This window comes from Psychroserpens jangbogonensis (assembly GCF_000797465.1).
Classification (GTDB): Bacteria; Bacteroidota; Bacteroidia; order Flavobacteriales; family Flavobacteriaceae; genus Psychroserpens; species Psychroserpens jangbogonensis.
In genome coordinates this window covers 107,005-126,376 of sequence record NZ_JSWG01000006.1, presented here as the reverse complement: position 1 = coordinate 126,376, position 19,372 = coordinate 107,005, and the positions used below count along the sequence as shown (strand labels likewise).

17 protein-coding genes are annotated in these 19,372 nt (G+C 31.7%); 4 read left to right on the top strand and 13 right to left on the bottom strand.

Translation table 11 applies throughout. The features are described 5' to 3' along the window. Positions 1-139: 139 nt before the first annotated feature. A complete protein-coding gene (locus RH81_RS03985; RefSeq protein ID WP_033958053.1) occupies positions 140-2,251 on the bottom strand; it encodes a vWA domain-containing protein in 2,112 nt (703 codons plus the stop codon). Positions 2,252-2,343: 92 nt separating this feature from the next. Beyond that, positions 2,344-3,408: an AMP-binding protein gene (locus RH81_RS03980; protein ID WP_033958050.1), complete on the bottom strand. Its 1,065-nt coding sequence runs from the start codon at positions 3,406-3,408 to the stop codon at positions 2,344-2,346. 92 nt (positions 3,409-3,500) lie between these two features. On the opposite strand from RH81_RS03980, the gene RH81_RS03975 reads away from it, so the two are divergent. Beyond that, entirely contained in the window at positions 3,501-5,384 is a 1,884-nt protein-coding gene (locus tag RH81_RS03975; protein ID WP_033958047.1) for a DUF3857 domain-containing protein, read from the top strand. Next, entirely contained in the window at positions 5,384-7,318 is a 1,935-nt protein-coding gene (locus RH81_RS03970) for a DUF3857 domain-containing protein (protein WP_033958044.1), read from the top strand. The genes RH81_RS03975 and RH81_RS03970 overlap by 1 nt, the downstream gene beginning before the upstream one ends. A 50-nt stretch (positions 7,319-7,368) precedes the next feature. On the opposite strand, the gene RH81_RS03965 is transcribed toward RH81_RS03970, so the two are convergent. From RH81_RS03965 to RH81_RS03955, 3 genes are read right to left on the bottom strand one after another with little or no spacing between them, the layout of a single operon-like run. After that, positions 7,369-8,535, bottom strand: a complete 1,167-nt coding sequence (locus tag RH81_RS03965; RefSeq protein WP_033958043.1) for a CPBP family intramembrane glutamic endopeptidase — start codon at positions 8,533-8,535, stop codon at positions 7,369-7,371. Between the two features lie 10 nt (positions 8,536-8,545). Beyond that, positions 8,546-9,589 (bottom strand): o-succinylbenzoate synthase, encoded by a 1,044-nt coding sequence (locus RH81_RS03960; protein WP_033958042.1) that lies wholly within the window; start codon positions 9,587-9,589, stop codon positions 8,546-8,548. Between the two features lie 27 nt (positions 9,590-9,616). Next, entirely contained in the window at positions 9,617-10,306 is a 690-nt protein-coding gene (locus RH81_RS03955; protein ID WP_033958040.1) for a DUF2490 domain-containing protein, read from the bottom strand. 70 nt (positions 10,307-10,376) lie between these two features. On the opposite strand from RH81_RS03955, the gene RH81_RS03950 reads away from it, so the two are divergent. Then, complete coding sequence (locus RH81_RS03950; RefSeq protein ID WP_033958037.1) at positions 10,377-11,270, top strand: sterol desaturase family protein; 894 nt, start codon at positions 10,377-10,379, stop codon at positions 11,268-11,270. Positions 11,271-11,273: 3 nt separating this feature from the next. Here the strand turns inward: RH81_RS03950 and RH81_RS03945 are convergent, their stop codons facing one another. From RH81_RS03945 to RH81_RS03910, 8 genes are all read right to left on the bottom strand, one after another. Continuing rightward, the gene (locus RH81_RS03945) at positions 11,274-11,951 is read right to left on the bottom strand and encodes a metal-dependent hydrolase (protein WP_033958034.1); all 678 of its coding nucleotides are present in this window, start codon (positions 11,949-11,951) and stop codon (positions 11,274-11,276) included. Between the two features lie 195 nt (positions 11,952-12,146). After that, positions 12,147-13,052, bottom strand: coding sequence for a 1,4-dihydroxy-2-naphthoate octaprenyltransferase (gene menA, locus RH81_RS03940; RefSeq protein ID WP_033958031.1), 906 nt, complete (start codon positions 13,050-13,052; stop codon positions 12,147-12,149). A gap of 15 nt (positions 13,053-13,067) precedes the next feature. After that, positions 13,068-13,907, bottom strand: a complete 840-nt coding sequence (locus tag RH81_RS03935) for a 1,4-dihydroxy-2-naphthoyl-CoA synthase (protein WP_033958029.1) — start codon at positions 13,905-13,907, stop codon at positions 13,068-13,070. Between the two features lie 96 nt (positions 13,908-14,003). Further along, entirely contained in the window at positions 14,004-14,834 is an 831-nt protein-coding gene (locus RH81_RS03930) for a CvfB family protein (protein WP_033958028.1), read from the bottom strand. A 94-nt stretch (positions 14,835-14,928) separates the two neighbouring features. After that, positions 14,929-15,267 carry a DUF2853 family protein gene (locus RH81_RS03925; protein WP_033958027.1) on the bottom strand — a complete coding sequence of 113 codons (339 nt, stop codon included), beginning with the start codon at positions 15,265-15,267 and terminating at the stop codon, positions 14,929-14,931. Between the two features lie 89 nt (positions 15,268-15,356). Next, positions 15,357-17,117 carry a 2-succinyl-5-enolpyruvyl-6-hydroxy-3-cyclohexene-1-carboxylic-acid synthase gene (gene menD / locus RH81_RS03920; protein ID WP_033958023.1) on the bottom strand — a complete coding sequence of 587 codons (1,761 nt, stop codon included), beginning with the start codon at positions 17,115-17,117 and terminating at the stop codon, positions 15,357-15,359. A gap of 30 nt (positions 17,118-17,147) precedes the next feature. After that, positions 17,148-18,263, bottom strand: coding sequence for a chorismate-binding protein (locus tag RH81_RS03915; RefSeq protein WP_033958019.1), 1,116 nt, complete (start codon positions 18,261-18,263; stop codon positions 17,148-17,150). A 3-nt stretch (positions 18,264-18,266) separates the two neighbouring features. Beyond that, positions 18,267-18,692 (bottom strand): PaaI family thioesterase, encoded by a 426-nt coding sequence (locus RH81_RS03910; protein ID WP_033958017.1) that lies wholly within the window; start codon positions 18,690-18,692, stop codon positions 18,267-18,269. 40 nt (positions 18,693-18,732) lie between these two features. Between RH81_RS03910 and RH81_RS03905 the strand changes: the two genes are divergently transcribed. After that, a complete protein-coding gene (locus RH81_RS03905; RefSeq protein WP_033958015.1) occupies positions 18,733-19,368 on the top strand; it encodes an alpha/beta hydrolase in 636 nt (211 codons plus the stop codon). Positions 19,369-19,372 lie beyond the last annotated feature (4 nt).

Below are 19,372 nucleotides of genomic sequence, written 5' to 3'. Positions count from 1 at the left end.
TTTTAAATTCATAATGAACTTACAACCAAATAATTAACAATGAAATGAATAATGAGTGAACTAAGTGTTTCAGTGAGCGAAATTAGTAGTGCATAAAAAAGAGCGACTATTTAGTCGCTCTTTTTCTTGGTAGAGAATTCTACAAATGTGCATAAGATTCAATGAGTCTTATGAACTCTGCTCTATAACAATCCTTATCTTCTCCTCTACCATCATTAGCTAGTTTTATGATCTTATTCAATGATGCGTCGTTGTAGTATTTTGATTCTCTTAATTTCATACCATATAAAGCGACTGCAGATGCAAAATTCATGTCATCTGATGGCTCTGAAAGTTGTGAATCTTGAACATGAACCATTTCTATACTTGTTGATTCATTTGGTTTTTTATATCTAAATTTCACAGTAAACAATTCGTCATTGTACTTATTTGAAGTATTGCTACTAGTATATTTTAACCTAGAAATATCTTTCAAATAATCAACATCAGTTCCAATAGGAATTATTTCATATAATGCAGTTACAGTATGACCACTACCCAATTCTCCTGCATCTTTAGTGTCATCAATAAAATCTTCATCAGCTAACAATCTGTTTTCATAACCGATAAGACGATACGCTTGCACTTTTTCTGGATTAAACTCTACTTGAATCTTAACATCTTTAGCGATGGTAAATAATGTGCCACCAAACTCTTTCCCAAATACTTTTTGAGCTTCTTGCATATTGTCTATATACGCATGATTGCCATTTCCTTTATCTGCTAGTGTTTCTAGTTTTGAGTCTTTATAATTTCCATAACCAAAACCTAATACCGATAAAAACACCCCAGATTTACGCTTTTCTTCAATTAATGTCTGCATGTCATTGTCACTAGAAGCACCAACATTGAAATCGCCATCTGTAGCTAATATTACACGATTATTTCCATCTTTTTTGAAATTCCTTTGAGCCAATTTGTAAGCCAATTGTATACCAGCTCCACCAGCAGTTGATCCACCAGCTTGCAAATTATCAAGTGCTTTTAAAATGGTACTCTTTTTACTTCCTGGTGTTGGTTCTAATACAACACCAGCAGCTCCAGCATATACAACTATTGATACCATATCTTTATCTCGTAATTGATTTACCAGTAATTTGAAAGCACTTTTTAATAAATGAAGTTTATTTGGTGCATTCATTGAACCAGAAACATCAATTAAAAAGGTAAGATTCGAAGCTGGCAACTCATCATTATTATAGGATTTACCTTGAAGGCCAATTCTTACCAGTTGTGTGGCTTGATGCCAAGGAGTTTGAACAACTTCTGTATTAATTGAAAAAGGATGATCATCTTTTGGTTGCGGATAATTGTAATCAAAATAATTGACCATTTCCTCTATCCTAACGGCATATTTCGGAACAGTTTGTCCACTATTAATCATACGTCTAATATTGCTATATGACGCTTTATCTACATCAATTGAAAACGTTGACAAAGGTGATAAATGTGATCGCTTGAATGGGTTTTCTTGTATTTGGGTGTAAGACTCATTTAAAAAGTCGCTAATAATATTAACATCAACATTATTTCGAGGTCCTTTACTTCTTAAAACAACAACGCCTTTTGAGCCTTCATAACCATAAACAACATTACCTTGCAAGGCACTAAGAATCTCAACATGTTTGATTTTTTTTACTTCCAGATTATTTAATTCATTTTCTGTTATAGGCTTCCCATCTAATACGTATAAAGGTTTTTTTGATTTACCGATAGCTGAATTACCTTTAATCCTTATTGGTGTTGTACCATCACGATTTGTTATTTGTACACCTGAAGCTACTCCTTGAAGCGTATTATTGATTGTTGGTGACGATATACTTGATTTTATATCCTGAATGGTAACCTTGGATACCGCTGAAGTCATTTCGCTTCTAGATTTAGAGCTAAAGCCAACCACCACAATTTCTTGTAAGGTTTCTTTATCTTCATTCATAAAGATATCTATTACATTTCCTACACCAATAATGGTTTCAGTAGGTTTCATTCCTATAAATGAAAACTCTAATGTATCTCCCGTTTTTGCTAGTATAGTATAATTACCATCAAAATCTGTTTGAACGCCGTAGGATGTTCTTTTAACAATGACATTAACTCCAGGCAATGGTAATCCATCTGCGCTTGAAGTTACAGTTCCAGAAATAGTTCTTTCTTGTGCATTTAAACAAATACTCATGAAGAGGATGCACGATAATTTTAGTAATAATTTCATAATGATTATAGTTTTAAGTTCTTACCAAACTTATAATCAAACTATAACCTAAAAAATGGAAACTTAGTGAAACTAGGTTTTCAATGAGTAAACTAACTCAAAACCGCATCTAAGATTTTTTTGCGCTGAAGTTTTCCTGTTTCAGTATCGAAAAATTTAGGAATACTATATACAGCTTTTGGAATTTCATGTTTGTTTAATTGTGAAAAAACATCTTTATCAAAATCGTCTGAATCACCTTCAATAACTAGAATTACTTTTTGACCTAAATCACTATCATTTTCTGAAGCAATTAAAAAACGATGTTCAATAAGATCTTGAAGTTTAAGTTCTATTAACTCTGGAAATACTTTTACGCCTCCAGAATTAATCATATTATCATAGCGACCAATAATTTCAAATTGTTTTTCGTTAATTAAATCAATCAAGTCATTAGTAACAATAATTTCGTTACTTAACTTTGGAGCATCAATAACTAAACAATCTCTTTCGTCCTTTGAAATTTTAATATTTGGAAGTATTTCAAAACCTGTGCTCTTAGATTGATTATGGTTTAGCTTTTTTACTGCAATATGGCTAATGGTCTCAGTCATACCAAAGGTTTCATACACAGTCGCTTTTAAGGTCTGAATATTTTCAATCAATGGATTAGAAACACTTGCACCTCCAACAATAAGTGTTTTAATATTGTTTAATCTCTCTAAAGAGTTTTTTAATTGCAACGGAATCATAGCACTAAAGTCGTAATATTTTCGGTTGTCATAGGCTGGATGAAGCGTTGGTGCAACCATATCTAATTCTAAACCTAAAATCATTGCACGTACCAACATCATCTTGCCAGAAATATATCGACTTGGCAAACAATGTAATGCTTTATCTCCTGGATGGATATCAAAAAAATCACCTGTCATAATTGCAGAGTTGACCATCGCTTTTTTATCAAGTTTAATGGTCTTTGGTAATCCTGTTGTTCCAGATGTTCTAACCAAAACATAGTCTTTACAATCTAACCAATCTAATAGAAAATTTCCAGCAATTTTTTCGAATGATTCGCCTTCTTTTACTAGACTATAAGCGACTTCTTTAAGTTCTTCATGATTAAAAGAAGTGCCATTGAATTTAAATTTTAAGTGAATTTTATCAAATGTCGGAGTCATTTTGGTATGATATTAGCTATAGGTTTATATACTATTTTTAACACAACTAAGTTAAAGATAAATAGTCTATATTTGAACTTAAACCCTAAACAATGAGTAAATATTTTTTCTTTTTTTTACTTGTACCTTTTTTATGCATTTCACAAGATTTTTCGGATGACGATTACATCTATCTCAAAAGACATGAACACATTAAAATAAGTCTAAGCGATGACAAATTTGATATTGTTCAAAACATCACCGAACAAGGAAAGTTTATAAGCTCTAAAAACTTGTACTACGCAAACGAATCTATTGGTTATAGTAGTTTTTCAGAAATTAAAGATATTGAAGCGTTTACTTACATTCCATCAACTGACAAAAGAATTGAAGTTGATTATATTGAAACTAAGCAAGAATTCGACAACATGATATTTTACAGTGATGACGAATATAAAAGCTTCATATTTCCTGCGGTAGCAAAAGGTGCTGAAACACATTTGAATTATAAGCGCATCATAAAAGAACCACGTTTTTTAGGTGGTTTTAATTTTGCGATTCATGTGCCAACGAAAAGCGCTCAGCTTTCTGTTGAATTTCCAAAGAATGTTGAAATAGGTTATGTAGAATTCAATACTGAATCTATTAAATTAGAGTTCAAAAAAGAAGAAACTGCAACGAGTAATATTTATACCTGGAATGCCTACGATACTGATGGATATGAAGGTGAAGATGATAGTGAAGCTGCGATGTATTACTTACCACATATGTTGCTTTACATAAAAAGCTATGAAACAAATGATAAAAAGGTAAACATTCTAAATGATTTATCTGACCTATATAAATGGTATGTAAGTTTAATAGATCAAGTCGATACCGATTCTTTAGAAAATGTTTACAAAATTACAGATGAAATTACGAGTTCTTTAGATTCAAAAGAAGACAAAGCGAAAGCTATTTTTGAATGGGTTCAGAATAACATCAATTACATCGCTTTTGGAGATGGTTATGGTGGATTTATTCCAACTGGTGCTGCATCTACTTGTGAAACACGTTATGGTGATTGTAAAGCCATGTCAAATTTACTTTATGAAATGCTTAATCATGTAGACATTGAGGCTTACAGAACTTGGATTGGTTCCAGAAACAAGCCTTACTCCTATTATAAGGTTCCTACAACATCTGTAGATGATCATATGATTACAGCTGCAATCATTGAGAATGATACTATTTTTCTAGATGCTACAGATAGTTATGTGCCATTTGGTATGCCAAGTGCATTTATACAAACCAAGGAAGCTCTTATGGGTATTGATGATAAAAACTTTAAAATCATTAAAGTTCCAATTCAAAAATCTAGTCAAAGCAAAACCACTATTACTTCTAATATAACTTTGGAAAATAGTACTGTAAAAGTTTCTGAAAAACGTGCACTTCAAGGTTATGATAAGGTAGAATTTGTTTCAGATTATATCTATAAAAAAGATAGTAAAACTGAAGAAGAATACCTCAATACAACGCTCGCTTTAGGAAATAATAAAACAAATTACACAAACATTTCTAAAACGAATTTTGACAATAAAGGTATTCCTCTAATTTTAGAATACGATTTAGATATCGATAGTTATACTAGAAATATTGGAAATAAAATTTATATCAATTTAAATATTGACCGTTCCCTTTCTAATAGTGATGTAGAAATTAAAGACAGGAAGTATAGCAAAAAAATTGATTATCAATTCGAACGAGATTTTACAACTAACTTCCAAATCCCAGAAGGTTATTACGCCAGTTATATTCCTGATGAAATATCCTTTGAAGATCCGAATTATGGATTTAAAATTAGTTATGCAAGAAATGGCAGTGTCATAACTCAATCCAAGTCAATTTACATTAAAACCTTAAGCGTAAAAAAAGATGGTTTTGAAAACTGGAACCGTTTCATTAAAAGCCTAAGAAAAGCCTACAAAAAAAGTATAATATTAGAACAAATATAATGATAAAGAAAATTGCATTTATAGCCTTATTAATAAGCACTACATCTAGTTTTGCTCAACATTTCAGAACTTACGATTGGGAAAAAAACCCAAAACTTCATGAGATAAATAAAGAAGAACAAAAAGAGTCGTCTATAGCTATTTTAAAAAAGCATATTGTTGAATATGTTTCTAACGTGATTTCTCCAGAACCTAAACTTTACGAAACTGAACATACTATTATAAGGGTTAATGACGACAATGGCATTGCTCAGCACAATACAGTATACATTCCAATGTACGAGGTTAGAAAAGTTGTGAATATTAAAGCTAGAACTATTAGTCCGTCTGGAAAAGTAGTATTATTAAATCAAGATAATATTAAAGAGGTTAGTAATGTTGAAGAATATGGAGACTTTAAAATTTTTGCTATTGAAGGTGTTGAATTAAATTCTGAAATAGAAGTGCTCTACACGGTAGAAAAAAATTATGAAATTTATGGTTCTCAAACCCTTCAAGCAAATTATAAAGTAAAAGAAGCTCAGTTTTTATTCATTACTGGAAAACTTGAGTCTAACGTAAAAGCATACAGAACTCTAGAAACCTTTGAAGAGGTTAAAATAAATGGTGATAATGCACAACTCTTAACTATTAAGGATATTCCTGGAATGGTTGAAGAAGAATATGCAACACCAAAAGCAAATAATATTGCTGTTGTTTATCAATGTTTTACTGAAGGCCAAAACATCACTCAAAATATGTTTTGGACAAACGTTTCAAATAATGTCGGACGACAATTTTTTCCTGAAACGATAGTAAGTCAAGCCACAGAAGATGTGAATAAAATTGTAGAAGGCAAAACAGATCTTACTAATTTTAAAAAGGCTGCTCTCGTTGACATATTTATAAAATCCAATTACACAATTGTAAAGAATAACAATCAAGAATTATCAGATTTAAATTACATCTTGACTAACCGTTCTTCTAGTGATTATGGTATTTTAAAAGTATATGGACAGTATTTAAAAGCATTAGATGTTGAGTTTGAAATTGTCATTACGGCAAATCGTTTTTTAACTAAGTTTGATCCTGAATTCTTTGTTCCTGGAATGTTAAGAGATTTCTTAATCTATATACCTTCTGAAAAAAAATACATTGCACCAGACCGATTTGAAGGAAGAATTGGTGAAGCTCCTTTTAATATCTTAGGAAACTACGGTTTATTTATCTCTTCAGATTTTGAACATTATTTTTCAAAAATCATCCAAGAAGATCCAGACTACAGTAGAATTAGAAGAGACATGAATATCTCTTTTAATAACGATTTTGAAAGCGTTAAAATAGAACAAGATCAAGACTATTATGGACATTGGTCTGAAACTAGTAGAGCTGTTTTAAGCCTTTCTACTGAACAAGGTATTACAGAATATAAAGACTATTTAACAGGGTCTGGTATTGAAGATAAAGAGATTTTAAGCTATGAGGCGTTTAATACTGATATGAATCAATTAGAATATAACATCCCTTTTAAGGTAAAAACCACGATTTCTTCTGAAGAATTATTAGAAGATGCTGGAGATAGTTATATATTTCAGATAGGACTCGTTATTGGTACGCAAAGTGAGTTGTATCAAGAAACAGAACGTATCAATCCAATTGAAATGATTTATCCTAACCGTTATAATTACGAAATTATAGTAAATATTCCAGAAGGGTATTCTGTTGAAGGATTAGAGTCTTTAATTATTGATAAGAGTTATGTGGCTAGAAATGGAGAGAAGACTGCTAAGTTTGAATCCAATTATAAACTAGAAAAGAATAAGATTGTAATCACAATTGAAGAGTATTATAAAACCCACGAGTTCGACCTTAATAGGTATGAAGAATTTAGAGAGGTAATTAATGCCGCTTCAGATTTTAATAAAGCTGCAATTTTATTTAAAGCAGTAGAATAATAATCTTAAATAAACCCATAAAAAAAGCGACTTAATAGTCGCTTTTTTTATTATTCTATAATCTTATAATCATCTTTAGGTGGCTCTTCTATTTTACCAAAAATTTTGTCTTTCCAATTTGACCATTTATAAACTTTAGAGAATATAAATAGTATGATAGGATACATTATAAACACAGGTATAATCATATCTATCATGGTTATTTCAGGTTCTGAAACATCTTTCAAAATAGAATGTGTCTGAAAAACCGTCCAGTCAGTAGTTACTAATAAAGCTGTAAATAAATTGTTAGCAGCATGAAAACCTAAAGCGAGTTCTAAGCCGTCATCCATAATTGTCATGATTCCCCAAAACAATCCAGTTCCTATGTAAAAGATCATAATAGAATATCCCAATTTACCTACTTCAGGATTTGCGATGTGAAGTCCTCCAAAAATAATAGACGTAATTAGAATAGGTACCCAATTTCTTTTACAAACATTTCTTAAGCTATCATTTTTTTTAGACTCAAAAAAGTTAAGCTTCTTTAGCGTTTGAAATACTACTATCCCTAATATTATAGCTCCTAAGCCAAGACTTACATTAGACAATAGATTTATATCATAACCAATATTTAGTACAACAAATAATGGAATAAATATCATTGAGTAAATAAATGCGAAAGGGAAGTACTTATCCTTTGTAGCTGTTCCAAAACCTTGCATTAAATAGCCTCTAAAAAGGTATTCTTCTAAACTTGTTTGAAAAGGAATAAGTGCTATCGCTATGACTGCTAGTATTGCAAAACGTTTTAACTCAAAATTAAATTCATAATTTTCTGGTGCTAAATAAAAATATTCTAGTAATACTAATCCTGAAGAAACCACACCCCAAAATATAAAGGCAAACCAAATACGTTTCCAATCTAGCTTAGGTCTTGATGTCGCTATAGACGTCATGGTTTGCTTATGGATATACTTTACAGCAAAAAATAGTCCTGCAAAAGCTGCTAAAAATGAGATTAGCATAAGGAATAGAAATAAATTAGAATCCAACATTGTATACATTGATTCTTCAGTTATGCTTTCAAGTCCTGAACCACCATCTTGCATTCCTTTCCATATTATTGCTACTAAAAGTGGCATCTGACCAACTAAAGCGGCTACAAGAATAACTATCGATCCAACTAGGTATCTCCAAAAGTCATGTTCTACTTTAAAGGCTTGTTTTATAAACATAATATCAATTTTATATGTTCAGATTGGTCAAATTCCAATCTTTATTAATTTCGAATCGCAATGTACCATTTTTAACTTGTAACGGACTATCAAAATTGTTGGTAAACAAACTACCAGTTCCTAAGCCTTGTGGCATTTTACTCTTAAGTGTGTATGTCCATTGCGCTATTGCATTTAAACCTACATTACTTTCTAAGGCACTGGTAATCCACCATCCTATTTTGTTTTCTTCAGCACTATTAATCCATTGCTGACTTCCACGACATCCTCCAACTAAACTTGGTTTTAATATGATGTATTGTGGATTTATTATTTGTAGTAGTTCCTTTTGTTTTGTTACAGAAAACACGCCTATTAGTTCTTCATCTAAAGCAATAGGCAAAGGTGTTTTTTCGCAAAGTCTTGCCATAGCTTCAATCTGACCTTGTTTAATGGGTTGCTCTATCGAATGCAAATCGAATTCAGAAAGACGTTTAAGCTTTTCTAAAGCATTATCAGGAGAAAAAGCACCATTAGCATCAACGCGTAATTCAATATCATCTGATGTAAATTCTTTTCTAATGGATTTTAGAAGCGCTAATTCAGTGTCAAAATCGATAGCTCCTATTTTCATTTTAATGCAATTAAAACCCGCGATAAGCTTTTCTTTAATTTGTTTTTTCATAAAAGCTTCACTTCCCATCCATATCAATCCGTTAATAGGTATTGAAGCTTTACTTTCTGTAAATTCCGAAGGGAATAATTCAAAAGGAAACGAGCTCTGAAGGGATTTAAAGGCTTGTTCTAAACCAAACTGAATGCTAGGGAACTCAATTAACTCATCTAGTAATTCATTTAATCCTGAATGAATATGATCACAAGTCCATTGGAGTTTCTCTTCAAAATCGGGTCTATCGTCAATACTTAGTCCTCTAAATAATCCACATTCACCAATTCCGATTTGATTATTATCTTTTAAAATAATAAACCAAGTCTCTTTAGTATTCAATATACCACGAGACGTACCACTGGCCTTTTTAAAATTAAGTATGTATTGTTGAAATGTTGCTGTCATTACTGAACAAAAATAAGGCTTCTAAAATTAGAATTTATGATGAAAGCTCAATTGCAACTGTGCTTTTCCAATTGCATCTGTTTTTTGATTCATCCAACCTAATTGAAAACGCATTCCTTCTTTTAAAACATAGCCTAAACCAAGATAAGTACGGTTACGATCAAAGAATTCTACTTCTCTTCCATCTCCTATATCTTTTTGTCCGTTAATGAATAACTCATTATACAATGCGGCATACAAAGCACCCTTTTCTAAGGCAGATTTATTAAAAGGCACATTCAAAAATAAATTATAACGATAACGTGTTCTAAAGTCTTGATTTTCAACAAACCGTTGCTCATACCTAAAGCGATGTGTTAAATAGATTCTCTTACCTAATTTTTGTGGAATTAGAGCCTCTTGATAAATTCTACTTTCTACTGAAGTATCATTTCCATCTCCAAATTCACCAGAAGTTATATTCGCATAACCAAGGGTTAAAAGTACTTTTGAGTTATTAGGAGTATATGTTGCTCCTGCTCTAATCAGGAGTTGTTCTAAATCACCTCCTAAATTCCAATTACGATATTGAATGTCCCCTTGAATTCCAAATTGACTTTCTTTGAATTGGTGATTAATGAAATACATGTACCAGGCACCTGTTTTACCTGATTCCACTTGTGCAGAGGTATTGCTTATAAAAAACAAAGAAATTAGTAGTAACAATTTAAATTTCATACTGATATTTTTTAATGCAAAAATAAAAATTTTTAAGGAATTCGTACATTAGCAAAAATCTTAATTATAAATGCAAGATCCCAATTTCCCAAATATCATTTTATATGCCATTCCATTTTTTATAGTGGCAATGCTATTAGAAATATTTGTAACCATTAAACAAGGCATTAAAACGTATGAACCTAAGGATGCCTTCTCCTCGATTGCTATGGGTTTAGGCAATGTTTTTTTAGGGTTTTTCAGTAAAGCTTTGGTATTATTATCATTCTTTTATATCTACGAAAATTTTAGAATCTTGACGATTCCTATTACTTGGTGGTGTTTTATTTTAATTTTCTTTGCTGATGATTTTGCATATTATTGGTTTCATCGTGTCTCTCATGAATGTCGGCTATTTTGGGCTTCGCATGTTGTGCATCATTCATCACAGCATTATAATTTAAGTACTGCCTTACGTCAAACATGGTCTGGTGGATTCTATACATTTATCTTTTGGTTGTGGCTGCCTTTATTGGGCTTCCATCCTGCTCTTATTATGCTTCAAATGTCTATTAGTTTATTATATCAGTTTTGGATCCATACAGAAGCTATAAATAAACTGCCTCGTTGGTTTGAAGCTGTTTTTAATACGCCTTCACATCATCGTGTACATCATGGCAGTAACCCTTTGTATTTGGATAGAAATCATGCAGGTATTTTAATTATTTGGGATAAGTTCTTTGGAACCTTTCAACCAGAATTAGAAAACGAAAAGGTTGTTTATGGATTGGTAAAAAACATCAATACGTATAATCCTATAAAAATTGCATTTATAGAATGGATTCATATGTTTAAAGATGCTTTTTCAGGACGAAAATCTTTTAAGAATAGGTTGCTTTATCTCATCAAACCACCTGGTTGGAAACACGATGGAACAGGAACGGTAAGTGAAGATTTGAGGAAAGATTGGTTAGAAAACAATTAAGCTCTATAATTCAATATTTTCTCCAATTCCCAGAAGCATGAGATCTTTATCTTGATCGAAGAATTTTCGCTTTGCAGTTTCATGATCAATTTCAATATAACCAAACGTATCAAAGTGATACCCTAAAACCTTATCACATTCTACAAAATCACTTGCAATTAGTGCATCGTTAATTCCCATTGTAAAATTGTCTCCAATAGGTAAAATGGCCAAATCTAATTTTGTTTGCAATGGAATTAATTTCATATCCATTGTTAAAGCTGTATCACCAGCAATGTAAATATTTTTGTGTTCACCTTCAATAACGAATCCTCCTGGTTGTCCGCCATAACTACCATCTGGGAAAGAAGATGTATGAATGGCATTTACATATTTTACGGTTCCAAATTCAAATTCCCACTGACCACCATGATTCATAGGATGATTTTCTATTCCTAGTTTATCGTAATGTGTAGCAATTTCAAAATTTGAAACTACAACTGCTCCTGTACGCTTTGCTATAGCTTCAACATCTAAAATATGATCTTGATGTGCATGTGTCACTAAAATGAAATCAGCGTCAAGCTCTTCAATATTTATTTCTGATGCTTTTGGGTTTCCAGAGATAAAAGGATCAACAAGAATATTAATATCAGCAATTTTAATACCTAGACTTGCGTGACCATAAAATGTGATTTGCATAAGAAGGAAGTTTTTAATGGATAATTATAGAAGTGTAAAATACGAAAAAACTCAGACAGATTAAAGATAATTTGTCTGAGTTTTAAAGCCCCAAATTTTATTGCCAACATAATAGCAATTAATGCCGACCTACAAAATTTCTGTAATAAATATAAGAATTAATTCTTTGATAACCAAACAATTATGTTAAAAATATCATAAAATATAACCAACGCCTAAAAGTACAGAAAACAAGAAAGTAGTTAAGGCTAATACCTTTAACTGCGAATCAAAATCATTAGGAACTTTGGCTTTGCTAATCTTTATCATATGAATACATAAAGGAATAAAAGCTATGAAGAAAAGTAAATTATAAAACGAAGAAAAATATAATACTCCAAAAATCACAGATATAGCTATAGCAGATCCTATCAAAAACAAATGGTATTGTTTTGCTCTTTTCTTTCCCAATTTCACGGCTAATGTCATTTTATTAGAAGCTCGATCTGAATCGATATCTCTCATATTATTGAGGTTTAAAACACCTACACTTAATAGACCTAAAGTTACTGCAGGTAGAAATATATGATGATCTAAATGCTTTGCAAATAGCAAATAACTTCCGCCAACACTCACTAAACCGAAGAATATAAAAACGAAAACATCACCTAAACCTCTATAGCCATATGCCGATTCTCCAACGGTATAACTAATAGCTGCATAAATTGATAAACCTGCGAGTAATAAAAATAAGAGCGATAATAATAAATGACTTACTCCAAAAGACGCATAGATAAGTGCAACAGCTAAGCCAACAACAATTAAGATATTGTTCTTAATACCTAGCATCATTTCATCCTCACTTATTGCTCCACTTTGAATGGCACGTTCTGGTCCTACTCTATTTTCGTTATCTGTTCCTTTTACTCCATCTCCATAATCATTAGCAAGATTGGACAGAATTTGCAAACTGATGGTTAACAAAATTGCGATAATAAACACAAATGGACTAAAAGAACCATTGTGTTCTGCCAAGCATGCACCAATAATAATTCCGGAAACTGACAAGGGTAAGGTTCGCAATCGAAATGCAGAAATCCAAGGTTTAATTTTTTTAAACATACAATAGAGATCTATTTATGGAATCCATTTTTTATCGAAGTTTGGCTTACGTTTTTCTAAAAACGCATCACGACCTTCTTTAGCTTCGTCTGTCATATAAGCCAATCGTGTTGCTTCTCCTGCAAATACTTGTTGACCAACCATACCATCATCGGTTAGATTCATTGCGAATTTAAGCATCTTAATGGATGTTGGTGATTTCTCTAGTATTTCTTGAGCCCATTCAAAGGCAGTATCTTCTAATTCAGCATGAGGAATTACGGCGTTTACCATTCCCATGTCATAAGCTTCTTGTGCTGAGTAATTTCTTCCGAGGAAAAATATCTCACGTGCTCTTTTTTGTCCGACCATTTTAGCCAAATAAGCTGAACCATAACCACCATCAAAACTGGTTACATCAGCATCTGTTTGCTTAAAAATCGCATGTTCTTTACTCGCTATAGTTAAATCGCAAACCACATGTAAACTATGTCCACCTCCAACTGCCCAACCTGGAACAACAGCTATTACTGCTTTTGGCATGAATCTGATTAAACGTTGAACTTCAAGAATATTTAAACGATGGTATCCATCTTCACCTACATAACCTTGGTGACCTCTAGCTTTTTGATCACCTCCAGAACAAAAGCTCCAAATACCGTCTTTTGTTGAAGGACCTTCAGCAGATAATAAAACAACACCAATATTTACATCTTCAGTTGCATCGTAAAAAGCGTCATAAAGTTCACTGGTAGTCTTTGGTCTAAAAGCATTTCTAATATTCGGACGATTAAACGCAATTCTTGCGACACCATCACATTTTTTATAAGTGATATCTTCATAGGTTTTTACTGTAACCCATTTTGCTTTATCCATAGTTAAATCTGTTTAGCACAAAAATACTGCTTTTAAATAAATTATTTGAAGCATTAAATACAGTTATAATTCAGAAAGAAAGAAATTAAAATTCCTTTAAACTAATCGTATCCCATCAGTTTCAATGGTAATCAATCGTTGTCTATATAAAGAACCTATAGCTTTTTTGAAATTCTTTTTGCTCATTTCTAATTGATCTTTAATCTGATCAGGATTAGATTTGTCAGTTAAAGCTAAATAGCCATCACTATCTTCTAGAATATGAAGAATTTTTTCAGCATTTGGTTCAATATTACGATATCCAATTTGACCTAATTTAATGTCTAATTTGTTATCATTACGAACTTTTTTAACAATACCTTTCAGTTTATCACCTACGCTCAATTCTTTAAAAATATCATCTTTAAAAATTAATCCGTGGTGTACTTTATTAATAATAACATTCATTCCAAGTTCTGAAGGATGAGATACAATAAGATCAACTTCATCAAACTGTTGAACAGTTAACTCTTTATTATCTAAAAAGCTATTTGTTTTACTTGATGCTACTAGTCTACCTGATTCTTCATCTAAATAACAAAAAATCAAATACCAGCCTCCTGCTTTCATTTTAAACGCTTGTTCTCTAAATGGACAGAACAATTCTTTAACCATTCCCCAATCTAAAAACGCACCATGATCTGTCACTTGATTACAACGTAACATTGCAAAATCATTAACCGTAACATAAGGTTCATCAGTTACTGCGACTGGTCTCTCTTCATTATCAAGATATACAAAAACATCAATAGGTTCCCATATTTTAAATTCTTTAGGAACATACCTGTTTGGTAATAAAACCTCATTTCCATCTGCATCTGCAAGGTATAAACCTTGTTCACTTTCACGAAGTATCTCTAACGTATTATATTCTCCAACTTTTATCATGCGGCAAAGATACAGATATTACAGAATAGAAATAAAAAAAGCGTTATAATTCTATGAGAATCATAACGCTTTTTATACTTATAAAAGTTAGCAATTAATATACTGACTCTTTCTTAAAGTGTTTTGTCAATAAATAATACACTACTGCTCTGTATTTGTTACGGTTTGACTTTCCGTAAGTTTCCATTACAGCATCAATACCTTTGTTTAAATCTGCACTATCTTTTAATCCTAATTTCTTGATTAAGAAGTTATTCTTAACAGTAGCTAATTCTGAATCATCAGATCCTGAAACTGTAGCAGCATCAGCATTGTAGATAGATGGTCCACAACCAATAGTTACTTTTGTCAATAAATCCATATCTGGATTTACACCACATTTATCTTTTAAGTCTGTGGCATACTTTGCTATTAATTCGTCTCTTTTACTCATGTCTAATAAATTTTAAGTGTTTAAAAAAACTATATATAAAGATAGTCAATTTTAAGACACATAAATTATGAAAAGGTCACAAATAACGATTATTTAATATAATTGAAATAGTCAATGAGAATACTATCATTTTCTGTTCTTGGAGTAAAAATTTCAAGAAGTTTAGGCGAATTAGATTCATTAAAGAAATCTTTTAATAACTCAGACAATTCTGTTTCATTTGAAGCTTTGTTGTATTCAAACGAATACATATCTGATAAGTGTTTAGCTGTCAAATGATGTGTGGTTTCAAAATAGTTTTCAAAATTATCTGTGTTTTTATGACCAGGTAAAATTCTAAAAATGCCTCCTCCTTGATTATTAATAACAATAATTCTGAAGTTATTCGGAATATAACTATTCCATAAGCCATTACTATCGTAAAAGAAACTCAAATCTCCAGTAATAAACGTGGTTTGCTTATTTGCAGCTACTGAACATCCAATGGCTGTTGATGTACTTCCATCTATTCCACTTGTTCCTCTATTGCAAAACACTTCTAATGATGGATTCAAATTAAATAATTGTGCATATCGAATGGCTGAACTATTTCCAAGTTGAAGTATTGTTTTATTAGGAATAGCTTTTAAAACATTATTAAACACTTTAAAATCTGAAAAAGGAATTTGCTTGATGTATTCTAAATGTTTTTTACTTCTGTGTTTTTTTATTAACGTCCAGCTTTCAAAATAATTACTCTTTGCAACATGTGTAATTTTTGATAAAAACGCAGATAAGAATTGATTAGGAGAAACTTCAATATGCTTTGTTAAACAGAAAAACGTATCATATGCTTTCTTCTCGTCTAAGTGCCAATGCTGTTTTGGTTTGTGTTTTCGTAAAAATGCCTTCACTTTTTTTGACACAATCATACCGCCAAAAGTGAGTAAAATATCCGGTTGAAGATCTTTTAACTCCTTTTCGGATAAAGGCGCAATAATTTTATCAATACTTGGGAAAAAGTTAGGATGATGCAGATTTGAAGTCGTTTCTGTAAAAATTAAAACGCCATCATCATTTGCTAAGTCTTCTAAGAATTGTTGCTCTATAGAATTTGGTTCTAAAACACCAACCAATATCATTTTTCGTTTTGCAACATACCATTCATCAAGGCAATCATCTAATTCTGTTGCATCAATTTTTAAAGGCTTAATGTCTATAGCCTCTGCTTTTGGATTTACAGTTAAAGTGTCGGTTAGTTCGTAAAGAGGTTCATCAAAAGGCACATTAATATGTACTGGACCTTTTTTTAGCTTAGCTAAGTTTAAAGCAGTATTAATTTCAGTTTCATTAAATGACTGGATTCCTTGTTGTAAACCTAACATGCGTTCAAGCTTATTCTCCAAACTCTTAAAGATTGGCAATTCCTCCTTTTGAGGTAATTTGTTTTCGTCTTTGAGATCTAACTTTAGATTAGCTGAATATAAAATATGGTTTTCAAATACATTTTTCTGATTAATAGTTTGCCCATCACCAACATTAATCAAATGCTTTGGTCTGTCTGCTGATAACACAACTAAAGGTATATCACTATAAAATGCTTCTGAAATTGCTGGATAATAGTTTAACAATGCACTACCAGACGTGCAAATCATAGCAACCGTTTCTTTTGTTTGTTGGGCAATACCCAAACCAAAAAAAGCAGCACAGCGCTCATCTACAATGCTATAGCATGTAAAAAAGTCATCATTTGTAAAGCCAATAGTAAGAGGTGCATTTCTGCTTCCTGGAGAAATAACAATGTGCTTAATATTTTTGAGTTTGCACAACTGAACTACAGTTTGTGCTAAAGGGATTTTTGAGTAAACCATGACTACAAATTTAATAAAAAAATAGCTGTATTAAGATATCAAAACGCGCTTCATAGTTTCGGCTTTTGAAACCGTTTCCTCCCATTCAAATTCTGGATTAGAATCTTTAGTAATTCCGCCTCCAACATAGATTAATGCTTGATTGTTTTTTACTTGCATGCAACGTAGATTTACAAACATGTTACTCACAGTCTTTACTGAGCTGTAAGCATTATTTTCTACATTACGACTATTAGTATTTCTCGAAGTCGTTTCCATTAAGTTTAGTTCACCTAAAAAACCTGTATAAAATTCACGATCGTACGATTCATTTTCGAGAATAAATGTCTTAGCTTCTTTTACTGGCAATCCACAAACAGCAGGTGTTGGATGCAATTTCTTTAAAACATAGTTCAACTCTGTATCCAGAATTCCGCTAATATTAGATTGTAAATGCAAAAGGTTTCCTGCTTTTATTGTTTTAGGTTCCGAGATTGATATACTACTTACAGATGACTTCAATCTATCTTCTATATAATCAGTAACAAATTGTTGTTCTTCTCTTTCCTTATCTTTCCAATTAACATCTGTAGAATCCTTATAAGGTTGCGTTCCAGCCAAAGCCATTGTTTTAAAACGATTCCCTGAAACACTAAGTAATGTTTCGGGAGTTGCTCCTAACCACAATCCAACTTTTGGATGATACCAACAGTACACAAATGCTTTAGGATAATTCTGCACCAATCGATTAAATACTGAAATAGATTTAGTTTCAGAAAACTGAATGGATTCACATCTTGATAATACGACCTTTTTCAAATGACTTTCTTGAATAGACTCTATACCATTTTGCACCAATTTTAAATGAGACTCTTTGTCATCATCATTAACTTCTGCATTATTTTGAGACGAAGTATTATTGGTTTCATCTTCTATTTCACAGGTTAAAAATTCAGAACCTTCTAAAGGTATTAGCACTGTCTGTTGTGAATTGTCAAAAGGCGCAAATACAAATCCGCTTTCTTTGAAATCCTGAGTCGTATATAAATTATCTGTGTTCTGAAGCAGTGCTTTAGCAACAGAGTCATTAGGCTTTCTATAGGCTACAAAAGGTAAAGAGTTATTGAATTGATTTTCTATATGTGAAAAGAAATCGTCTGGCCTCATTCTCTATTGTTGTTTTGGAAGCGAAATAGTAGATAATCTGCAAAGCGATATTAATCTATCATCGTCATCCGTGATCCTTATATCTAAAAGTTGAGTAGTTCTTCCTTTGTGTATGAATGTTGCTTTAGCGTATACAAAACCGTCTTTAACACTTTTTAAATGATTGGCAGTTATTTCTAAACCACGAACAAAAAAGTTGTCTGTATCAATAAATAAATGAGCTGCAAAACTACCAACGCTTTCAGCTAAAGCTGCTGTAGCTCCTCCATGTAAAACGCCATCTGGTTGATGAACTATAGGAGTTACAGGCATTCTAGCTACCAAAAAGTCATCACCATAATCTATCATTTCAATAGAAAGTGTTTCCAATAAAGTGCCTTTGGCTATTAAATTGGCTTCTGCCAATATCTCGTCTTTGGATAATTGCATAGAAATACTGTATTTTTAAAGTCGATAACAAAAATACGAAATGAATTCTACCGAAAAGGAAATTTATTACACCATTAATAACAGCTATTCTACATTAAACAAACTAACTAAAGACACAAAGAATGTTTGGTTTGTTTGTCATGGTATGGGTTATTTGAGTCGTTATTTTATAAAATACTTTAAAGAGCTTCATTCTGAAGAGAATTATATTATTGCACCTCAAGCACAAAGTAAATATTATCAAGCTCCCAAGTTTAAACATGTTGGAGCAAGCTGGTTAACAAAAGAGAATACTTTAGTCGAAACCGAAAATGTGATGACTTATTTTGATTCCATATTTGAAAACGAATCTATTCCGAAACATATCAACTTGATCGTTTTTGGATACTCACAAGGTGTTAGTGTTTCTATGAGATATCTAGCTAAGCGAAAACTACAGTGCAGTGAACTCATTTTGCATTCTGGAGGGATTCCTATGGAATTAACTCCAAACGATTTTGAGTTTTTAAAAGCTAAAGTGACACTTATTTATGGTACTCAGGATGAATTTTTAAATGAAGAACGCATTGTATATGAAACTGAAAGAGCCGAGTCGTTATTTGGTAACAATTTGAGAATTCTTCCGTTTGATGGTAAACATATTGTTAATGTAGAATTAATTAATGGCTTAGTTTAACCTT

What these genes read in the sequence shown, in the direction of transcription:
- RH81_RS03950 (WP_033958037.1), top strand. Translation starts at nt 10,377, where the DNA reads ATGCAAGATCCCAATTTCCCAAATATCATTTTATATGCCATTCCATTT.
- RH81_RS03905 (WP_033958015.1), top strand. Translation starts at nt 18,733, where the DNA reads ATGAATTCTACCGAAAAGGAAATTTATTACACCATTAATAACAGCTAT.
- menD (WP_033958023.1), bottom strand. Translation starts at nt 17,117, where the DNA reads ATGGTTTACTCAAAAATCCCTTTAGCACAAACTGTAGTTCAGTTGTGC.
- RH81_RS03915 (WP_033958019.1), bottom strand. Translation starts at nt 18,263, where the DNA reads ATGAGGCCAGACGATTTCTTTTCACATATAGAAAATCAATTCAATAAC.
- RH81_RS03985 (WP_033958053.1), bottom strand. Translation starts at nt 2,251, where the DNA reads ATGAAATTATTACTAAAATTATCGTGCATCCTCTTCATGAGTATTTGT.
- RH81_RS03975 (WP_033958047.1), top strand. Translation starts at nt 3,501, where the DNA reads ATGAGTAAATATTTTTTCTTTTTTTTACTTGTACCTTTTTTATGCATT.
- RH81_RS03925 (WP_033958027.1), bottom strand. Translation starts at nt 15,267, where the DNA reads ATGAGTAAAAGAGACGAATTAATAGCAAAGTATGCCACAGACTTAAAA.
- RH81_RS03930 (WP_033958028.1), bottom strand. Translation starts at nt 14,834, where the DNA reads ATGATAAAAGTTGGAGAATATAATACGTTAGAGATACTTCGTGAAAGT.
- RH81_RS03935 (WP_033958029.1), bottom strand. Translation starts at nt 13,907, where the DNA reads ATGGATAAAGCAAAATGGGTTACAGTAAAAACCTATGAAGATATCACT.
- menA (WP_033958031.1), bottom strand. Translation starts at nt 13,052, where the DNA reads ATGTTTAAAAAAATTAAACCTTGGATTTCTGCATTTCGATTGCGAACC.
- RH81_RS03955 (WP_033958040.1), bottom strand. Translation starts at nt 10,306, where the DNA reads ATGAAATTTAAATTGTTACTACTAATTTCTTTGTTTTTTATAAGCAAT.
- RH81_RS03960 (WP_033958042.1), bottom strand. Translation starts at nt 9,589, where the DNA reads ATGACAGCAACATTTCAACAATACATACTTAATTTTAAAAAGGCCAGT.
- RH81_RS03980 (WP_033958050.1), bottom strand. Translation starts at nt 3,408, where the DNA reads ATGACTCCGACATTTGATAAAATTCACTTAAAATTTAAATTCAATGGC.
- RH81_RS03945 (WP_033958034.1), bottom strand. Translation starts at nt 11,951, where the DNA reads ATGCAAATCACATTTTATGGTCACGCAAGTCTAGGTATTAAAATTGCT.
- RH81_RS03970 (WP_033958044.1), top strand. Translation starts at nt 5,384, where the DNA reads ATGATAAAGAAAATTGCATTTATAGCCTTATTAATAAGCACTACATCT.
- RH81_RS03910 (WP_033958017.1), bottom strand. Translation starts at nt 18,692, where the DNA reads ATGCAATTATCCAAAGACGAGATATTGGCAGAAGCCAATTTAATAGCC.
- RH81_RS03965 (WP_033958043.1), bottom strand. Translation starts at nt 8,535, where the DNA reads ATGTTTATAAAACAAGCCTTTAAAGTAGAACATGACTTTTGGAGATAC.